Here is a 19,793-nt window from a genome sequence, read left to right as displayed (position 1 = left end):
AAGGGAACATATATATTGGAGGATTTATGAATAAAAACTCAGATAGAGTACAACCAGTGGGTAAACTTATTACATTTAATCCTACAGGCGAATTTTATTTTAACAAAGGAATTAAGGCATATCATCAAAGAGATTATTATAAATCCCTTAAATATTTGCAAAGAGCACTGGCGTTAGAACCGGGAGAACCAATGATTGCATGTCAGCTTGCAGTCGTTTATGCAGATATTGGAGAATATCAAAAATCTAATGAACTTCTCCATGTTATTATTGAAGAATTAGATGAGGACATGGTTGAGTGTTATTATTTCCTAGCGAATAATTACGCCCATTTGGGATTTTTTAAAGATGCATATTATCATGCAAAACTATATTTAAGTTTAGATAAAGATGGGGAATTTGTAGAGGATACGGAAGATCTTATGGAAGTGTTATCTCTTGAATCAGAGGAGCTCGAGGAAGAGGAAGCTAACGAGGAAGAAGATCTTATTACAAGACAGGAACAGGCAAGGGCTCTGCTTGAATCTGGTAACTTTGCGCAGGCTGTGGAAGCTTTAACAAAGGTTATTCAAGATTATCCAGAATATTGGTCAGCATATAACAATTTAGCGTTAGCACACTTCTACCTAGGACAATCGGAAAAGGCCAGTGAGATTTTGGAGCATGTTTTAACGAATAATATCGGAAACTTACATGCTTTATGTAATAAACTTGTATTTGCTTATTATCAAAATAACGATAGGCATGTGAAAGAAATGGCTGCTATATTAAGAAAAATCAACCCTATTTCTATTGATCATCAGTTCAAACTAGGGACCACTTTCGCACTTATTGGTGAATATGATACAGCCTATTTCTGGTTGAAGAAGATTTATAAACAAGGATTTCAGGGAGACGGTTCTTTTTACTATTGGTTATCTTACGCAGCTTATTACACAGGAAATAAGCAAACGGCAAAGAAAGCATGGAAAAAGGTAATGGATATTCATCCTGAAAAAGAAGGACAAGAGCCTTGGAATAATTTGGAATATACAATCAATGGATTTGAGGAGCATGTAAGCTCCATTCTCAAAAGATTTGAAAGCAGCCATGCTGAGGAGCGAATGTTTGCTACTTTTTTAACTTCAATATCTTCTCAAAAAGATAAGATTCTGTCTTCTTCTGTTTTTCAGCAACAGAATGTTTTTACACAAATAGAAAAAGATTATCGTGATTTTGTGAAGAATGGCACTGAGATAGAGGATCCATTCTTATATGTTGCACATCATACAGCCGAACAAATTTATACCAACTATCATCCAATTGGTACGGAAGAAACTAGTTTATATTTATTATGGTTTTCAGCTGTCATGGAAATGCAAACAGCTGGAGCTTTATTTAAAAATTGTATTGCGAGTGCAGCTGCTATTGACTATCTGTGGAGTCAATCTCGCGAGAAGAAAAAAACTCAGCAAGAAATTGCTAATCATTATGGACTTTCTACCTCTACTTTACAAAAATATATAAAATCAATGAAGAATTTTATGCAGCCCATCTATAGCTAAGATTCCATTATTTTGATGTTTTATGCATTTATTGAATAAATAGTAGTAAGAAGCAGTTAGGAATTGGACTGCTTCTTTTTTATAAGCTTTTAAAAAGCCTAATTAAATATATAATAAAAACAGTTATAATTAATCTATGTGATGTTTGATATGAAGTTTTCCATATAAGTAAAATCCAAGATGTAGAGTGCCATACATTTCATCTGGAATATGGATGTAATACAAAGAGTGAAACCAAACCAATTAGTGACATTTTATCTCCTCGTTTTAAGAGTAATTTTTAAGTAAAAAGGAGAATTAAAAATAAAAATTGGGGAATTTTTAAATTCGGCATGATGAAGAACTAGATTTATTAAAACCAAATTGGGAAAATAATAAAAAGGCATATAGTGATAAAGAAATCAAGAAGAAAATGAGGCAAAGAAATTAAAGAACTTATTATAACTATTTATGAGCAGATATTTGGACGGATAAGAGATTGTTTTATAGGATAGTAATAGATAATCATACTTATAATAATAAATGGACAATGTGGATTCTAATAGATGCATTGGGTAGTTAATGGAAAAGGAGTTTTTGAAATGACGGAAGAAAAAATTTATGATGTTATTATAATTGGAGCAGGACCAGCTGGAATGACAGCTGCCGTATATACATCTCGTGCTAATCTTTCTACATTAATGATTGAAAGAGGAATACCAGGCGGGCAAATGGCAAATACAGAAGATGTAGAAAATTTCCCTGGATTTGAAAGTATCTTAGGACCAGATTTATCCAATAAAATGTTTAATCATGCGAAAAAATTCGGTGCAGAATACGCATATGGTGACATTAAGGAAATAGTGGACGGAAAAGAATATAAAACAGTTAAGGCTGGATCAAAAGAATTTAAAGCAAGATCTATTATTATCTCAACAGGAGCAGAATATAAAAAAGTTGGAGTTCCTGGAGAAAAAGAATTAGGTGGACGCGGCGTATCTTATTGTGCTGTTTGTGACGGAGCATTCTTTAAGAATAAGCGATTATTCGTCATTGGAGGCGGAGATTCAGCTGTTGAAGAAGGGGTATACTTAACTCGTTTTGCTTCCCAAGTTACCATTGTGCACAGACGTGACGAATTAAGAGCACAGAAAATCCTGCAAAAAAGAGCGTTTGATAATGAAAAAGTGGACTTTATCTGGAACCATACCATTAAGTCCATTAATGAAAAAGAGGGCAAAGTCGGCAGTGTGACACTTGTTTCAACAGTAGATCAGACCGAGCAAGAATTAGAGGCAGATGGTGTCTTTATATACATTGGCATGGTACCATTATCTAAACCTTTCGAAAGCTTAGGAATTACCAATGAAAATGGTTATATTGAAACGAATGACCAAATGGAAACGAAGGTGCCTGGAATTTTTGCAGCTGGTGATATTCGTGAAAAAACACTTCGTCAAATTGTTACAGCAACAGGAGACGGAAGTATCGCAGCGCAAAGTGCACAGCACTATGTAGAAGAGCTGGCTGAAGAGCTAAAACAACAAGCATAAGAAAGTGTCATTACGTTTTAATTGGAATGTAACAGTAGTGAAACATAGTTAGGGTATCATAGAAATAGAAATTGACCCCCTTTTAAGATATATTTTTTAGCATAGGCTCAAAAATGGAGCCTATGCCTTTTTTTATGGATTTTGCTCGATTTAGGCTTTGGCTGATAAATGTTATTTTTCGCGAATAACTGGAATGTTTTCGCGAATACTTTGTGTATTTCGCGAATTTAAGAGGTAATTACGCGAATATAGTGTAATAACTGCTACTTATTCCAAAAAATCTTTTGTCGGGTAATAAATTCTTCCTCGATTTTCACCTGTATAAGGTAATTTCATCGAGACAAGAAGTCGATTAGCGGTATCTTTGGAAGAAATATGGACAAATTCACGAAATTCCTTACTGGTTATAGAAGGTTTGATTAAAAGGAAATAATCTTCCACTGCTTTAATATGGGCTTTTCTATCAAATGTGGAACAGGATCGACAAAACCAGCTGCGCTTTTTTCTAACCATTGCAAATGCCATGCAATGTGGACACTGAACGCCTGTTATAATATCCTCTTTGCTTAAATTGTATTTTTCCAATATATTAGTATGATCTGGAGTATGATGCTTGCGCAGGAATTTGGAGATTTTGCGAAGGTTTTTGTCATCGAGAATATTTCCTTTGTATTTTCTTTGTAATTGATCCCATTTTTCAAGAAAACTATGACTATGGAGAACATGACTTTTTATCGAGGGATTTCCTTTTATGATAGTAGAAGGTTTGGATATAATAACGATTGGCTCGATAGGAGGAATAGGAAAGTGGCGTTTTTGTAAGAATGATTCTAGTTGGTGCTTTAATCTTTTTACTTGAGAGATGGGATCCAGGTAACCCTCTTCTTGATTATTTCGTGTTCGGGTAAATTGGTTTAAGTTTGTATCAAATAGTAATGTGCCTAAATAGTTTTTACAATCAATAATTATAAAAAAGCAATGTGTCAACAAGAGATAGTCGATTTGAAAATAAGATTTTCCATCGTATAAACGAAGGTTATGAATAATAAAGCAATCTTTCTCAGGGATAAAATCGAGATAATAGGTTAGATGCTTTTCTCCTTTATAGCCGCGTAAATAAATCGAAACATCTTTTTTGATGGCCGAATGTTTATCTCCGCGTTTTAAGAGTGCTTCTAATTTTCTTAACTTTAAATCCTTTTTAACAAGGTTAACATACAAAAGTACCCACATCCTTTTCTAAAGATATATAATCATTTCTCTGTCAGGAATAAAGAATCCTTCATAATTGGAAAAGGCAATTGATTGTGGGGGCATGACAATAATAGTATAATAAAAGGAATGGATAAAAAGCAGTGCCTACATATAGAGAAAATTGGGGTGAATAATTTTGCAACGTGTGACGAATTGTTTGTTACTTAAAGATAATAAAGTCTTATTGCTACAAAAACCAAGACGTGGCTGGTGGGTAGCGCCTGGCGGAAAAATGGAGCCGGGAGAGTCTGTGAGAGATTCCTGTATTCGTGAGTATAGAGAAGAAACAGGTATTTATTTACGAAATCCTAACATCAAAGGAATTTTTACCTTTATTATTAAAGAGGGAGATAAAATTATATCGGAGTGGATGATGTTCACCTTTTTCTCTACGAATGCAGATGGTGTCAATGTAGACGAATCAGCTGAAGGGAAAATTGTCTGGCACGATTTAGATGATGTGAAAAATTTGCCAATGGCTGAGGGCGATTATCATATTTTAGATTACATGATCCATGGAAATGGAATAATCTATGGAACATTTACTTATACACCAGATTTCGAATTAATTAGTTACCGATTAGATCCAAGCTAAAGATTTATAGGGGGAATTAAAATGGAACCACAAGTCGTAATCATCACAGGAATGTCAGGAGCAGGAAAGACTGTTGTTATTCAAAGCTTTGAAGACTTAGGTTTTTTTTGTGTGGACAACTTACCACCTACACTTTTACCTAAGTTTCTCGAACTTATGAAAGAGTCGGAGAATAAGATGAATAAGGTTGCTCTTGGGATGGATTTGCGGGGGAGAGAATTTTTTGATGATTTGTTTACTGCATTAGATGATTTGGCAACTTCCTGGGTTGTTCCCAAGATTCTTTTTCTTGACGCTGATGACAGCGCCCTTGTTAGAAGATATAAGGAGACTAGAAGAGTTCATCCCCTTGCACCGGCTGGGCTTCCTTTAGAAGGAATTAAATTGGAACGAGAATTGTTAGAAGAACTCAAAGGGAGAGCACAAATTATTTATAATACATCACAAAGCTCTCCGAGAGAACTACGCGAAAAGATTTTAAAAGAATTCTCTGTTAATAAACAATCTATCTTTACTGTAAATGTGATGAGTTTTGGATTTAAACATGGACTTCCTATTGATGCGGATTTAGTATTTGATGTGCGTTTTTTACCAAACCCTCATTACGTTGAGCATATGAGACCAAAAACTGGATTAGATGTAGAGGTATCTAGTTATGTATTGAAATGGACGGAAACAGGCCAATTTTTAGAAAAAGTCATTGATTTATTAACATTTATGCTGCCCCAATATAAGAGAGAAGGAAAATCGCAGCTTGTTATTGCGATTGGCTGTACCGGGGGGCAGCATCGATCTGTTGCATTAGCTGAGTATATCGGCCATCATTTTGAAAAAGAATATAATATTGCTATTGCTCACCGTGATATGGAGAGGAGAAAGGACCAACAGGCATGAGTGAAAAGGAACAGCCAAGAATTGTAATCATCGGAGGAGGAACTGGCCTTTCTGTGCTTCTGCGTGGATTGAAAAAGTATCCAGTAGATATAACGGCAATCGTAACAGTAGCCGATGACGGAGGAAGCTCTGGAAGGTTAAGAGAGGACCTCGATATCCCTGCTCCTGGAGACGTTCGTAATGTGTTAGCCGCGTTATCGGATGTCGAGCCCTTAGTGGAGGAGATGTTTCAACATCGCTTCACGAATAGCAAGGATTTAGATGGACATTCATTAGGTAATTTAATCTTAGCTGCCATGACTTCCATTACTGGTAATTTTACCTATGCGATTCAAGAAATGAGCAAAGTACTTAATGTTCGTGGTAAAGTATTACCTGCGACTAGTCATAGTGTTATCTTAAATGCGGTAATGGAAGATGGAACGGTAGTAGTGGGAGAATCTAATATTCCGGAGGCTGGGAAAAAGATAAAGAAAGTTTTCCTTACTCCCGAAGATTCTGAGCCGCTTCCTGAAACGATACATGCTATCGAGCAAGCCGACTTAATTGTGATGGGGCCTGGAAGCTTATACACTAGTATCTTGCCAAACTTAGTAGTTCCAGAAATCAAAGAGGCAGTCCGAGAAGCGAAAGCAAAAAAAGTTTATGTGTGCAATATAATGACACAAGCAGGAGAAACATCCGATTATACGGCGAGTGATCATGTGAAAGCATTATATGAACATGTAGAAAAGCCATTTATTGATACAATAATCGTGAACAAAACGAATATTCCTGCAAATATACAACAAAGATATGATGAAGAAAAAGCAAAGCCTGTAGTTTTTGATATTAATCGGCTGGAACGGATGGATTTGGATGTAATAGCTGGTGATATCATTAAGCTTGATCAAGGTGTTATTCGTCATAACACACTAGAAGTGGCGAAAATTCTCTATTCAATTATTGATTGAAGGAAGAGTAACTTTTTAGACAAGGTATTGGAAAAATATGCTCCGAGTCTATAAGGGGGGAAGGACATGTCTTTTGCTTCAGAAACTAAAAAAGAATTAACAACAATTGAAGCCAAAAATTGTTGTGGAAAAGCAGAATTATCAGCACTAATTCAAATGAATGGGACACTTTCCTTTTCTAACCAGAGGCTAGTTGTAAATATCCAGACAGAGAATGCAGCTATCGCAAGAAGAATTTATACTCTAATAAAAAGGTATTTTGATATCCCGGTTGAACTATTAGTCCGCAAAAAAATGCGTTTGAAAAAGAACAATGTCTATATTGTGCGCATTTCTAATCAGGGCAAAGAAGTGCTTGAGGAACTGAGTATACTTAAAGAAGGTTTTGTGTTTACTCATGAAATCTCACCAGACCTAATTAAGAAAAAATGCTGTAAACGATCTTATTTACGCGGAGCCTTTCTAGCAGGAGGTTCGGTTAATAACCCAGAAACTTCTTCATACCATTTGGAAATTGCTTCTTTATATAAAGAACATATTATCGCGCTCAGTGATTTAATGAATACATTTGGATTAAAAAGCAAGACGCTAGAAAGAAAAAAAGGTTTTATTGCTTATTTAAAGGAAGCAGAAAAAATCACCGAATTTCTTAATATTATCGGAGCCCATGGAGCACTTCTTCGTTTTGAAGACATTCGAATTGTGAGAGATATGAGAAATTCAGTTAACCGCTTAGTCAATTGCGAGACGGCTAATTTAAATAAGACAATCGGGGCTGCATTACGACAGGTTGAGAATATTCGTTATATTGATAAAACAGTTGGCTTACAAATTCTACCTGATAAACTTAGAGAAATTGCAGAACTTCGAGTTGCCTATCAAGATGTAACTTTAAAAGAATTAGGAGAAATGGTGTCATCTGGTAATATCAGTAAATCTGGCATCAATCACCGTCTAAGAAAAATAGATGAAATTGCCGATGCACTTCGTCGTGGAGAAAAAGTCAATTAATAAAAATGGATAATATATCAAGTAAACGATATATATTATCCATTTTTATTTTTTAGAATTATTATCAGAAAAATTATTCTAAACTGAATATTATTGGAGGTGAATCGAGCAAAAATTTCCTTTTCCTTGTATAATAGATATTATTACTACATTGATGAAGGGGAGGATGTTCGATGGTAGAGCAAGAGATTACAGTGGACTTAAAATCTGGACTTCAAGCACGACCCGCAGCTTTATTTGTTCAAGAGGCAAGTAACTATTTATCTGAAGTGTTTATTGAAAAGGATGGAAGAAGAGTGAATGCAAAGAGTATCATGGGGATAATGGGTTTAGCCATTCATTCAGGAGCAACAATAAAATTAATAGTTGATGGCAGCGATGAAGTGGAAGCGCTTCAGAATTTAAAAGGATTATTAAAGTAAAGCTGTTTAATATGTAGAATACTCTCCTAATAAAAAAGGCTGTTCCAAATAGGAAGATTTTATAGAGGATATCATCTATAGAAATCTAATTTGGAACGACCTTTTTTAATTATTAAGAGTTCTTTTATTAATTTTTCTTGTCTTCAAGAGAATTACGACTGATAACATGGTCAACTAAACCATATTCTTTTGCTCTTTCAGCAGTCATAAAGTTATCGCGTTCTGTATCTCTTGCGATTACCTCCATTGGTTGACCAGTTCGCTCAGATAAAATACCGTTTAATTTATCGCGTAGGAATAAGATACGTTTAGCAGCAATCTCAATTTCAGTTGCTTGACCTTGTGCTCCGCCAAGTGGTTGGTGAATCATCACTTCACTATTAGGCAATGCATAACGTTTACCTTTTGCACCAGCAGCAAGTAAGAATGCACCCATAGAAGCAGCCATACCAATACAAATTGTTTGGACATCCGGCTTAATATACTGCATTGTATCATAAATTGCCATACCTGCAGTGATGCTTCCACCAGGGCTGTTGATATAAATAGATACATCTTTTTCTGGATTTTCTGTTTCTAAGAATAAAAGCTGTGATACGATAGAGTTAGCAACATTATCATCGATAGCACTGCCAAGCATAATAATACGGTCTTTTAATAAACGAGAGTAGATATCGTAAGCACGTTCTCCTCTATTTGTTTGCTCAATAACTGTAGGAATTAAATTCATTTAAAATCCTCCTTTTTAATATCTGTTCGTAAAGCATAAGTATTTGTTTCTTCAGAAAGATGCATAACATCTAAACTGTATGTATTCCTAATGATACACGGATGGTCAATTAAGGTCAAACGTTAAAGCTTGATTCCCTGAAAATATCATTCGACATCTTTTTCATTATTGGAGATATAGAAAGCTATTATCAAATACCATCCCTTTATTCCGGTTACAATCCTTTCTCCATGATACCCACTGCACCTTTTTTTAAACATCTTCTATTGCAATAAACGGAAAGTTCGCTTATAATATGAAAGCGTAACTTTAACATAATGCCCTCGTGGTGCAACGGATAGCACGTAAGATTCCGGTTCTTAAAATGGGGGTTCGATTCCCTCCGAGGGTGCTAAGCATTCCTGTAAAAGGGTTTATCTAAATTTTTGGGGGCATTCATCCAATTATTTAGATAGACTCTTTTTTCAATCAGTTAACGCTCTTTTCAGATTTATCCTTTCCTTATTAATATTCTACCCTTTTTGGTTTTGCAGATAAATCAGAAGTATGGATGATATTCCCATAATTAAGGCTGAAAACTCTAATTTGTGGCTAATCCTCAGCGTTACTGCTAAAATAACCAAACTTTATCCGATTTCGTATCATGATGAAAGATATTCTCATAAAATGATTAGTATAGTAAATGAAGGCTTTTCTTATAAAGAAAGCATATTTAAAGGTATATTTTCTTAACAAATCAATAACATGAATAATAATTAGTTTTTTCCAAATAATATGAAAAGATAGAACGACACTTTTTCGCCAAATTTAACAAAAAATAGACACTTATCAGTTGAATTCATACTATACTGGTGTTAGAATTGTTCTTGTAGCAAGGAATTATTTTTTTGTAGTACCCGGGACGGAAAATGTCTATGTGGGACTTCTGACGACCACTGTAAGTGAAGGAGCGCATCAAAAGCATGGTTTCATTTATTGAGATTCAAAAAAGATTATTACCAGATTTACTTACAGTTATGCAAAAAAGGTACTATATTCTGCAGTATATCAAGAATATGCAGCCTGTCGGAAGAAGAAGTCTGGCAGTGAGCCTAGGACTGACCGAAAGAGTCTTGAGAAGTGAAGTCGAGTTTTTAAAGGATCAGCAGCTTATACATATTTCAAACATCGGCATGACAGTCACTTCGATAGGGGAAGAGGTGTTGGAAAGTCTTTCCAGTGTAATGAGAGAAGTAACGGGTATTAACGAAATGGAGCAGCTGCTGCAAAGAAAATTAGGTATTAACCGAGTTATCATTGTAGCTGGGGACAGTGATCACTCTCCATGGGTAAAAAAAGAATTAGGACTTGCCACAGCAAATTGTATGAAATCTCTTCTAAAGGGAAATAATATCATCGCAGTTAATGGTGGGACTACTATGTCCTCTGTTGCAGAGGCACTGACACCTAGTATTGCAGATGGAGAATTATTATTTGTCCCTGCACGTGGTGGAATAGGAGAAGATGTTAAAAATCAGGCAAATACAATTTGTTCCATGATGGCAGATCATACTGCATCTAAACATCGAGTTTTATACGCTCCTGATGAGGTCAGCGAAGAAATGTACAAAAGCATTTCCACAGATCCTCGTATAAGCGAAGTATTAAAACTCATTCGTTCCGCAAATCTTTTAGTTCACGGCATTGGCGAGGCGCTTACAATGGCGAATCGCAGAAATACCAGCAAAAGTGATCTAGAAAAGATTAAAAATGCAGAAGCTGTTGGCGAAGCATTTGGGTACTATTTTAATGAAGATGGAGAAGTTGTCCACAAGGTTCAAACAATTGGCCTTAGACTGGAAGACTTATCTACTGTACCTAATATCATCGCTGTAGCAGGTGGAGCATCGAAGTCAAAGGCTATTCGTGCTTATCTTAAAGAAGCACCAACTTCAACTATTTTAATAACAGATGAAGGAGCCGCCAAAAAGTTGATATAATGGGAAATCCCTTTATATATTTAATACTCTTAAAATTAGAGGAGGAAATTTACAATGACAGTAAAAGTAGGTATTAACGGTTTTGGACGTATCGGACGTTTAGCATTCAGAAAAATCATGGAAAACCCAGAATTAGAAGTGGTTGCAATCAATGATTTAACTGATACTAAAATGCTAGCACATCTTTTAAAATATGATTCATCTCAAGGAACTTTCCAAGGTGAAATCGAAGTACACGAAGGTTACTTCTTAGTAAATGGTCAAAAAGTTGTTACAACTGCTGAAAGAAACCCAGCTGATCTTAAATGGGGAGAACTTGGTGTAGATACAGTTATCGAATCTACTGGTTTCTTCACAACAAAAGAAAAAGCAGAAGCTCACATTCAAGCAGGTGCTAAAAATGTAGTTATCTCTGCTCCAGCAACTGGCGAAATGAAAACAGTTGTTTACAATGTTAACCATGATGTTCTTGATGGAACTGAAACAGTTATCTCTGGTGCTTCTTGTACTACTAACTGTCTTGCTCCAATGGCACAAGTTCTTCAAAATAAATACGGTATCGTATCTGGTTTAATGACTACAATCCATGCTTACACTGGCGACCAAAACACTTTAGATGCTCCACATCCAAAAGGTGACTTCCGTCGTGCTCGTGCAGCTGCTGAAAACATTATTCCTAACTCAACTGGTGCTGCAAAAGCAATCGGTTTAGTATTACCTGAACTACAAGGTAAATTAGACGGAGCTGCTCAACGTGTTCCAGTTAAAACTGGGTCATTAACTGAGCTTGTAACTGTTCTTGATAAAAAAGTTACAGTTGAAGAAATCAACGCTGCAATGAAAGAAGCTGCTAACGAATCTTTTGGTTACACTGAAGAAGAGCTTGTTTCTTCTGATATTATCGGAATTAGCTACGGTTCATTATTCGATGCAACTCAAACAAAAGTTATCACTGTTGGTGATCAACAACTTGTTAAAACAGTTGCTTGGTATGACAACGAAATGTCTTACACTAACCAATTAGTAAGAACTGTTAAGCACTTTGCACAACTTGCAACAAAATAATTTCCCTTTATAAATGGAATTATGTGCGAGTTAATAAGCACCCCCTTTAATCTAACAGCGGAAACAACTTTGTTTCCGCTATTTTAAAAATATGCAGTGGAGGGTACCTATAATGAACAAGAAAACAATTCGTGATATTGATTTAAAAGGGAAAAAAGTATTTGTTCGTGTTGACTTCAATGTACCGATGAAAGATCAACAAATTACGGACGAAACAAGAATTCAAGCAGCACTTCCAACAATTAAGGAATTAGTTGAGAGTGGTGCAATTGTTATTCTAGCAAGTCACTTAGGACGTCCAAAAGGTGAAGTTGTAGAAGAGCTGCGTTTAACTCCTGTTGCAAAACGCCTTTCTGAATTACTAGGGAAAGAAGTTGCGAAAGCAGATGAGTCATATGGTGAAGCTGTTAAAGCACAGATCAGCAAGTTATCAGAAGGGGATGTAATCCTTCTTGAAAACGTACGTTTCAATGCTGGTGAAGAAAAAAATGATGCAGAATTAGCAAAACAATATGCAGAGCTTGCAGATGTATTTGTAAATGATGCATTTGGTGCTGCACACCGTGCCCATGCTTCAACAGAAGGAATTGCTCATTATATTCCAGCAGTATCTGGATTATTAATGCAAAAAGAACTAGATGTTCTTGGCAAAGCTTTATCCAATCCTGACCGTCCGTTCACAGCAATCATTGGGGGAGCGAAAGTTAAGGATAAAATTGGTGTAATTGATAACCTTCTTGATAAAGTAGATAACTTAATTATCGGCGGAGGCTTAGCTTATACTTTTGTTAAATCTCTTGGCCATGAAATTGGTAAATCTTTATTAGAAGAAGATAAAATCGATCTTGCTAAATCTTATATGGAAAAGGCAAAAGAAAAAGGTGTTAAATTCTATATGCCTGTTGATGTTATCGTTGCAGATGATTTTTCAAATGATGCAAACATCAAAGCTGTTTCTATCGAAGAAATCCCAGCTGATTGGGAAGCATTAGATATCGGACCTAAAACACGTGAAATCTATGCAGATGTTATTAAAAATTCTAAATTAGTAATTTGGAATGGACCAATGGGTGTGTTCGAATTAGATGCATTCGCAAATGGTACAAAAGCAGTAGCTGAAGCACTTGCTGAATCTCAAGATACATATTCAGTAATTGGTGGTGGAGATTCTGCAGCAGCAGTTGAGAAATTTGATTTAGCAGATAAGATGAGTCATATTTCTACTGGCGGCGGTGCTTCATTAGAATTTATGGAAGGTAAAGAACTTCCAGGTGTAGTGGCTTTAAACGACAAATAATATCTTTATAGATATGCATGAAAGGATGTTTAACATGCGCAAACCAATTATTGCAGGTAACTGGAAAATGAACAAAACACTTCCTGAAGCTGTTGAGTTTATCCAAGAAGTAAAAGCATCTGTTCCATCAAGTGAAAAAGTGGATACAGTTGTTTGTGCGCCTGCGTTATTTTTAGGACAATTAGTAGAATTAACTGATGGCACAGATGTAAAAATCGGTGCACAAAATATGCATTTCGAAAAAAATGGTGCATTCACTGGCGAAATCAGCCCAGTTGCATTAGAAAATATCGGTGCAAAATATGTAGTACTTGGACATTCAGAGCGTCGTGAGTTCTTTAATGAAACAGATGAGTCTGTTAATAAAAAGACAATCGCTGCATTTGAAAATGGTTTAACTCCAATTGTTTGCTGTGGGGAAACACTAGAGCAAAGAGAAAATGGCGAAACAAATGACTTTGTTGCAACTCAAGTAACAAAAGCACTTAATGGTTTAACTCCAGAACAAGCAAAAGCAACAGTTGTTGCATATGAGCCAATCTGGGCAATTGGAACAGGTAAATCTTCTACTTCTGCAGATGCAAACGAAGTATGTGCACATATTCGTAAAGTAGTAAGTGAACAATTTTCACCAGAAGTTGCAGAAGAAATCCGTATCCAATACGGTGGAAGTGTTAAGCCTGAAAACATTAAAGAATATATGGCGCAGCCAGATATTGACGGAGCATTAGTAGGCGGAGCTAGCCTAGAAGCTCAAAGCTTTTTAGCTTTATTGGAGGCAGGTAAGAATGAGTAAATCTCCAGTAGCTTTAATCATTTTAGATGGTTTTGCTTTAAGAAGCGAACGCATGGGTAATGCAGTAGCACAAGCAAATAAGCCTAATTTCGATAAATATTGGAATTCTTATCCTCATGCTACTTTAGTAGCCAGCGGGGAAGCTGTTGGTCTTCCAGAAGGACAAATGGGTAACTCTGAAGTTGGACATTTGAATATCGGTGCCGGCCGGATCGTATATCAAAGTTTAACAAGAGTGAATCTGTCTATAAGAGAAGGCGAATTTTATAAAAACGAAACTTTTGTTAATGCAATTAAGCATGTAAAAGAAAAAGGCAAAAATCTTCATTTATTCGGATTATTATCCGATGGTGGAGTTCATAGCCACATTGAGCACATGTTTGCACTTCTTCGATTAGCTAAAGAAGAGGGAGTAGAAAATGTATACATTCACGGTATCTTAGATGGTCGAGACGTCGGTCAAAAGACTGCTGAAAAATACATTAAAGCTACACAAGAAAAAATCGCTGAATACGGTGTAGGCGAATTTGCTACTATTTCTGGACGCTACTATTCTATGGATAGAGATAAGCGTTGGGACCGAGTAGAAAAATCATACCGCGCAATGGTATATGGAGAAGGACCAGCATATTCCGATCCATTACAGGTAGTGGAGGATAATTACAATAACGGAATCTTTGATGAGTTCGTGCTTCCATCTGTTATCACAAAAGAGAACGGCGAACCAGTTGCAACGATTGAAGATGAAGATGCTGTAATTTTTTATAACTTTCGTCCTGACCGTGCTATTCAAATCTCAAATACATTCACAAATGAGGACTTCCGTTCATTTGATCGTGGAGAAAAACATCCAAAAAATCTTTACTTTGTATGTTTAACTCATTTTAGTGAAACAGTAAACGGGTATGTTGCATTCAAGCCAACAAACCTTGATAACACTTTAGGGGAAGTTCTTGCACAAAATGGCTTGACTCAGCTTCGTATTGCGGAAACGGAAAAATATCCACATGTTACATTCTTTATGAGCGGTGGACGTGAAGCAGAGTTCCCTGGTGAAAAACGTATTTTGATCAATTCACCAAAAGTAGCAACTTATGATTTAAAACCTGAAATGAGCGCATATGAAGTAACAGATGCGCTATTGAAGGAAATTGAAGCAGATAATTTTGATGCAATTATTCTAAACTTCGCAAACCCTGATATGGTTGGGCACTCCGGAATGCTTGAACCAACAATCAAAGCGATTGAAACAGTGGATGAATGTTTAGGAAAAATTATCACTTTAATTGAACAAAAAGGTGGTAAAGCTATTATCACTGCTGACCATGGTAACTCTGATGAAGTGGTAACACTTGAAGGAAAACCAATGACAGCACATACAACAAATCCAGTACCTGTTATCGTAACAGATAAAAATGCTGAATTACGTACAGATGGTATTTTAGGAGATTTAGCTCCTACAATGTTAGATTTATTAGGTGTAGAAAAGCCAGCAGAAATGACTGGAACATCTATTATTAAAAAATAAGATATTTTAAAAGGAGAGAAAAATTATGCCTTATATTCAACAAGTATATGCTCGTGAAGTATTAGATTCACGTGGTAACCCAACAGTAGAAGTAGAAGTATTAACTGAATCAGGATTCTTTGGTCGTGCACTAGTTCCATCTGGTGCTTCAACTGGTGAATACGAAGCAGTTGAATTACGCGATGGTGACAAATCTCGTTACCTTGGTAAAGGTGTTCTTAAAGCAGTAGAAAACGTAAACGAAGTAATTGCTGAAGCAATTATCGGTATGGACGTTACAGATCAAGTTGGAATCGACAGAACAATGATCGAACTTGATGGTACAGAAAACAAAGGTAAATTAGGTGCTAACGCAATCCTAGGTGTATCTATGGCTGTTGCACATGCTGCTGCTGAAGTAGTAGGTCTTCCATTATACCGTTACCTTGGTGGATTCAACGCGAAGCAATTACCAACTCCAATGATGAACATCATCAACGGTGGTTCTCATGCTGATAACAACGTTGATTTCCAAGAATTCATGATCTTACCAGTAGGAGCTCCAACTTTCAAAGAAGCTCTACGTACTGGTGCTGAAGTATTCCATGCATTAAAAGCAGTTTTACATGCAAAAGGTTTAAACACTGCTGTAGGTGACGAAGGTGGATTCGCTCCAAACCTTGGTTCTAACCGTGAAGCATTAGAAGTAATCATCGAAGCAATCAAAAAAGCTGGATACGAGCCTGGTAAAGATGTATTCTTAGGTATGGACGTTGCTTCTTCTGAGTTCTACAACAAAGAAACTGGTAAATACGATCTTGCAGGAGAAGGCCGTACTGGTTTAACTTCTGAAGAATTAGTAAGCTTCTACGAAGAATTAGTTAACGAATTCCCAATCATCTCTATTGAAGATGGTTTAGATGAAAACGACTGGGAAGGTCACAAATTATTAACTGACCGTATCGGTTCTAAAGTACAACTAGTAGGTGACGATTTATTCGTTACAAACACGAAAAAATTAGCTGAAGGTATCGAAAAAGGAATTGCAAACTCAATCCTTATCAAAGTTAACCAAATTGGTACTTTAACTGAAACTTTTGAAGCTATCGAAATGGCTAAACGTGCTGGTTACACAGCAGTAGTTTCTCACCGTTCTGGTGAAACAGAAGATGCTACAATCGCTGACATCGCGGTTGCTACAAACGCTGGTCAAATCAAAACTGGTTCATTATCTCGTACAGACCGTATCGCTAAATACAACCAACTTCTTCGCATCGAAGACGAGCTTGGCGAGTTAGCAGTATACGATGGTCTTAAATCTTTCTACAACCTTAAAAAATAAGGAAGTTAAGCCTGTCTTAACTTGATAAACACTCTAGCTTTAGGAGTTTTCCTTTAAGCTAGAGTGTTTTTGTTATAGTTGAGAATGTGCTTTTGTTAGGAGAGATAGAGTATCCATTAGCTAGCTGGATACCTGAAGAAGGGAACAGAGAGTCATTCTCTCTACTCGTAAACATAACAGACATAAAAACGAAATACATATATCCTTTTTAAGAGACTTCTCAATCATTATCTACTATCCCAAAGTGTATTCTACTAATTATTATGACAAAGAGGCGACATACTATTGTGACAAAACATAAAATATGATACATTTAAATTAATGTAGGTTGGTTTTAATGGAGGTGTTTGATATGATACACACAGTTTTGATTACTTTATTGATTATCGTTGCGATTGCATTAATCGTAGTAGTACTTCTTCAAAATGGTAAGGGTGCTGGACTATCTGGAGCAATTTCTGGTGGTGCAGAGCAGTTATTTGGTAAACAAAAAGCACGTGGTTTAGAATTAATCCTTCACAATGCAACAATCGTTTTAGCAATTTTATTCTTTGTCTTAACGATTGCAGTTAGTTATTTTGATCTATAATAACGAAATTCGGTATAGATGAAAAAAACCTGGCCAAGAATAGACTAACCTAAATAAATGAGACACTATAAAACACCTTCGAATGGTACACTTAAACAAAGTACTAACTCGGAGGTGTTTTGCGTGGGCAAAAACATATATTCAAGTGAGGTTAAATGGGCAGTTGTTAAAGATAAGATGAGTGGTCAGTTTACGAATCAAGAAATCATGCAGAAATATGGAATTAAAAATGTTTCTCAAATCAAAACGTGGATGAAATGGTATCGGGAAAATCAAGTTCATCGATTCGATCAACCTATAGGAAAACAGTATTCATACGGGCATGGTCCAGATAATTCAAGTGATGAAGATAAAAAAGAACGTCAAATGAATCACTTAAAGCAGGAAAATGAAATCTTAAAAAAGTATTTGGAAATCGAAAAGGAGTTGAAAAGGAAATTGTCCTCCAATTAGTACAGACATTACGAAAAAAATATACTGTATCAGCTATTTTATCTGCTTTACATGTTCCAAGATCTACGTATTATCGCTGGGCATCTTCGCAACCAATGGAGTTATCTAAGGAGGAGGAAACAATTATTTCCCTCTGCAAAGAAACAAAGTACCGATATGGACACCGGAAGATCAAAGAGCTGTTAAAGCGTAATTATCAAATTAAATTAAACCGTAATACTGTTCAACGGATTATGCAAAAATATCATCTTCAGTGTAGAATAAAGCAAAAGAGAAGGTGGAAATCACAGGGGGAATCGGTCATTGTTGCGCCCAATTTATTACAGCGAGAATTTTATGCAAGCAATCCTAACGAAAAATGGGTAACGGATATTACCTATATTCAATATGGTCCAGATACTTTATATTTATCTACCATCATGGATTTGTATAACAATCAAATCGTTGCCTATAAGCTTTATCCCCATCAACAAACTTCTTTAGTAATGGATACCTTGGATGAAGCACTAGAAAAACGAGGGAATCCTGAAGGAATAATCATCCACTCCGATCAAGGCAGTGTCTATGCTTCTTATGCGTATCAAAGTCGGGTCAGAGAGCAAAATTTAGTCAGTAGTATGTCACGCAGAGGAAACTGTTGGGACAATGCCGTCATTGAGTCCTTTCATTCTAATCTAAAATCAGAGGAATTTCAGTATGTTAAATTCCATTCTTTATCTTTAAAAGAAGTAAAAGAGCGTGTAGATCAATTTATGAGATATTATAACGAAGAACGTATTCAAGAAAAATTAGGCTACTACACACCAATAGAGTTTGGTAATATGGCAGCCTAAGAAGGTGTTTTATTACTGTCCCATATTGCTAGGTCAGTCTAAGAAAGGTCAGGTTTTTTTTCGGAAAACAAGTGGAGTTGTACATAAATAAGATTTATAAAGGAGCTATAGGAAGGTGTAATCATATCACTGGATTCTTTCTTTTCTTTTTTACTAAAATAAAAGGATAGTTCTTTTTCTAATAAATTGGTCACTTTATATTATAGAATAGGGCGAAGGAGAAAATAATAAGACAAAGGAGCGTTTATCTAATGAAAATAGTAGAACAGAAACCATTAACCTTTAAAGGAGATAATAAACGTGCAGTGCTTTTATTGCATGGCTTTACGGGAAATACATCAGATGTACGCTTACTTGGCAGATATTTAAATACAAAGGGCTATACTTGCTATGTACCTTTATATAAAGGTCATGGGGTACCGCCAGAGGAATTAGTGGAATACGGTCCAAAGGATTGGTGGAAGGATGTCACGGAAGGATACCAGCATTTAAAGGAGATGGGGTTTGAAGAAATTGCCGTCGGAGGTCTTTCTTTAGGAGGGGTATTTTCCCTTAAATTAGGTTACACTGTACCTGTAAAGGGTATCGTAACTATGTGTGCTCCAATGTACATTAAAAGTGAAGATGTTATGTATGAAGGCGTACTTGAATATGCTCGTAATTATAAGCAGCGAGAGAAGAAATCAGAAGAAGTTATTGAGCAGGAAATGGCTCAATTTAAGCCAATGAATACATTAAAGGAATTACAAAATTTAATCAAAGAAGTAAGAGAATCGGTTGATCTTATTTATTCACCAGTTTTTGTTATTCAGGCACGACATGATCAAATGATTGATACAAATAGTGCGAATATCATATATGAAGAAGTGGAATCGATTCAAAAAGATATTAAATGGTATGAAAACTCTGGACATGTTATTACACATGATAAAGAAAAAGAAAAAGTTTTTGAAGATTTCTATCAGTTTTTAGAAAAACTAGATTGGAATGAATAAGA

18 protein-coding genes and 1 tRNA gene are annotated in these 19,793 nt (G+C 35.9%); 17 read left to right on the top strand and 2 right to left on the bottom strand.

Annotated features, from left to right (window positions below; genetic code table 11):
• The first annotated feature begins 26 nt into the window (after positions 1 to 26).
• A complete protein-coding gene (locus NSQ89_RS17125) occupies positions 27 to 1,544 on the top strand; it encodes a tetratricopeptide repeat protein (RefSeq protein WP_095258585.1) in 1,518 nt (505 codons plus the stop codon).
• 581 nt (positions 1,545 to 2,125) lie between these two features.
• On the top strand, positions 2,126 to 3,076 hold the full coding sequence (gene trxB / locus NSQ89_RS17120) for a thioredoxin-disulfide reductase (protein WP_047943775.1): 951 nt from the start codon (positions 2,126 to 2,128) through the stop codon (positions 3,074 to 3,076).
• A gap of 267 nt (positions 3,077 to 3,343) precedes the next feature.
• On the opposite strand, the gene NSQ89_RS17115 is transcribed toward trxB, so the two are convergent.
• The gene (locus tag NSQ89_RS17115) at positions 3,344 to 4,297 is read right to left on the bottom strand and encodes a nuclease-related domain-containing protein (RefSeq protein WP_341132942.1); all 954 of its coding nucleotides are present in this window, start codon (positions 4,295 to 4,297) and stop codon (positions 3,344 to 3,346) included.
• Positions 4,298 to 4,466: 169 nt separating this feature from the next.
• Between NSQ89_RS17115 and NSQ89_RS17110 the strand changes: the two genes are divergently transcribed.
• The 5 genes from NSQ89_RS17110 to NSQ89_RS17090 all read left to right on the top strand — a co-directional run bounded on the left by NSQ89_RS17110 (position 4,467) and on the right by NSQ89_RS17090 (position 8,205).
• Positions 4,467 to 4,925: an NUDIX hydrolase gene (locus tag NSQ89_RS17110; RefSeq protein ID WP_047943777.1), complete on the top strand. Its 459-nt coding sequence runs from the start codon at positions 4,467 to 4,469 to the stop codon at positions 4,923 to 4,925.
• Positions 4,926 to 4,946: 21 nt separating this feature from the next.
• Positions 4,947 to 5,819 (top strand): RNase adapter RapZ, encoded by an 873-nt coding sequence (gene rapZ / locus NSQ89_RS17105; RefSeq protein ID WP_047943778.1) that lies wholly within the window; start codon positions 4,947 to 4,949, stop codon positions 5,817 to 5,819.
• Positions 5,816 to 6,772 carry a gluconeogenesis factor YvcK family protein gene (locus tag NSQ89_RS17100; RefSeq protein ID WP_047943779.1) on the top strand — a complete coding sequence of 319 codons (957 nt, stop codon included), beginning with the start codon at positions 5,816 to 5,818 and terminating at the stop codon, positions 6,770 to 6,772. The genes rapZ and NSQ89_RS17100 overlap by 4 nt, the downstream gene beginning before the upstream one ends.
• A 66-nt stretch (positions 6,773 to 6,838) precedes the next feature.
• Entirely contained in the window at positions 6,839 to 7,783 is a 945-nt protein-coding gene (gene whiA / locus NSQ89_RS17095) for a DNA-binding protein WhiA (RefSeq protein WP_047943780.1), read from the top strand.
• Positions 7,784 to 7,956: 173 nt separating this feature from the next.
• Positions 7,957 to 8,205: an HPr family phosphocarrier protein gene (locus NSQ89_RS17090; protein ID WP_047943781.1), complete on the top strand. Its 249-nt coding sequence runs from the start codon at positions 7,957 to 7,959 to the stop codon at positions 8,203 to 8,205.
• A 127-nt stretch (positions 8,206 to 8,332) separates the two neighbouring features.
• Here NSQ89_RS17090 and clpP read toward each other — a convergent pair whose 3' ends face one another.
• The gene (gene clpP, locus NSQ89_RS17085) at positions 8,333 to 8,935 is read right to left on the bottom strand and encodes an ATP-dependent Clp endopeptidase proteolytic subunit ClpP (RefSeq protein WP_047943782.1); all 603 of its coding nucleotides are present in this window, start codon (positions 8,933 to 8,935) and stop codon (positions 8,333 to 8,335) included.
• 319 nt (positions 8,936 to 9,254) lie between these two features.
• On the opposite strand from clpP, the gene NSQ89_RS17080 reads away from it, so the two are divergent.
• The 10 genes from NSQ89_RS17080 to NSQ89_RS17035 all read left to right on the top strand — a co-directional run bounded on the left by NSQ89_RS17080 (position 9,255) and on the right by NSQ89_RS17035 (position 19,791).
• Positions 9,255 to 9,326 (top strand) — tRNA-Arg (locus NSQ89_RS17080).
• Positions 9,327 to 9,897: 571 nt separating this feature from the next.
• Complete coding sequence (locus NSQ89_RS17075; protein WP_047943783.1) at positions 9,898 to 10,914, top strand: sugar-binding transcriptional regulator; 1,017 nt, start codon at positions 9,898 to 9,900, stop codon at positions 10,912 to 10,914.
• Between the two features lie 54 nt (positions 10,915 to 10,968).
• Positions 10,969 to 11,979 (top strand): type I glyceraldehyde-3-phosphate dehydrogenase, encoded by a 1,011-nt coding sequence (gene gap / locus NSQ89_RS17070; protein WP_047943784.1) that lies wholly within the window; start codon positions 10,969 to 10,971, stop codon positions 11,977 to 11,979.
• A gap of 112 nt (positions 11,980 to 12,091) precedes the next feature.
• A complete protein-coding gene (locus NSQ89_RS17065) occupies positions 12,092 to 13,276 on the top strand; it encodes a phosphoglycerate kinase (protein ID WP_047943785.1) in 1,185 nt (394 codons plus the stop codon).
• A gap of 34 nt (positions 13,277 to 13,310) precedes the next feature.
• Complete coding sequence (tpiA, locus tag NSQ89_RS17060; RefSeq protein ID WP_047943786.1) at positions 13,311 to 14,072, top strand: triose-phosphate isomerase; 762 nt, start codon at positions 13,311 to 13,313, stop codon at positions 14,070 to 14,072.
• Complete coding sequence (gene gpmI / locus NSQ89_RS17055; RefSeq protein WP_047943787.1) at positions 14,065 to 15,600, top strand: 2,3-bisphosphoglycerate-independent phosphoglycerate mutase; 1,536 nt, start codon at positions 14,065 to 14,067, stop codon at positions 15,598 to 15,600. The genes tpiA and gpmI overlap by 8 nt, the downstream gene beginning before the upstream one ends.
• A gap of 25 nt (positions 15,601 to 15,625) precedes the next feature.
• Complete coding sequence (eno, locus tag NSQ89_RS17050) at positions 15,626 to 16,921, top strand: phosphopyruvate hydratase (RefSeq protein WP_047943788.1); 1,296 nt, start codon at positions 15,626 to 15,628, stop codon at positions 16,919 to 16,921.
• A 355-nt stretch (positions 16,922 to 17,276) separates the two neighbouring features.
• Positions 17,277 to 17,510, top strand: a complete 234-nt coding sequence (gene secG / locus NSQ89_RS17045) for a preprotein translocase subunit SecG (protein WP_341133169.1) — start codon at positions 17,277 to 17,279, stop codon at positions 17,508 to 17,510.
• A gap of 123 nt (positions 17,511 to 17,633) precedes the next feature.
• Positions 17,634 to 18,796, top strand: a protein-coding gene (locus NSQ89_RS17040; RefSeq protein ID WP_341132941.1) for an IS3 family transposase whose coding sequence is annotated in 2 segments (ribosomal slippage) — positions 17,634 to 17,910 and positions 17,910 to 18,796 — 1,164 coding nt in all. Because the reading frame shifts where the segments join, the coding sequence is not laid out codon by codon here.
• Positions 18,797 to 19,047: 251 nt separating this feature from the next.
• Entirely contained in the window at positions 19,048 to 19,791 is a 744-nt protein-coding gene (locus NSQ89_RS17035) for an alpha/beta hydrolase (RefSeq protein ID WP_047943789.1), read from the top strand.
• Positions 19,792 to 19,793: the final 2 nt, after the last annotated feature.

Origin of the sequence: Niallia sp. FSL R7-0648 (genome assembly GCF_038007005.1) — a bacterium.
Lineage (GTDB): Bacteria > Bacillota > Bacilli > Bacillales > Cytobacillaceae > Niallia > Niallia circulans.
Note: the sequence above shows the minus strand (reverse complement) of the source record. Positions and strands in the feature narration are given on the sequence as shown.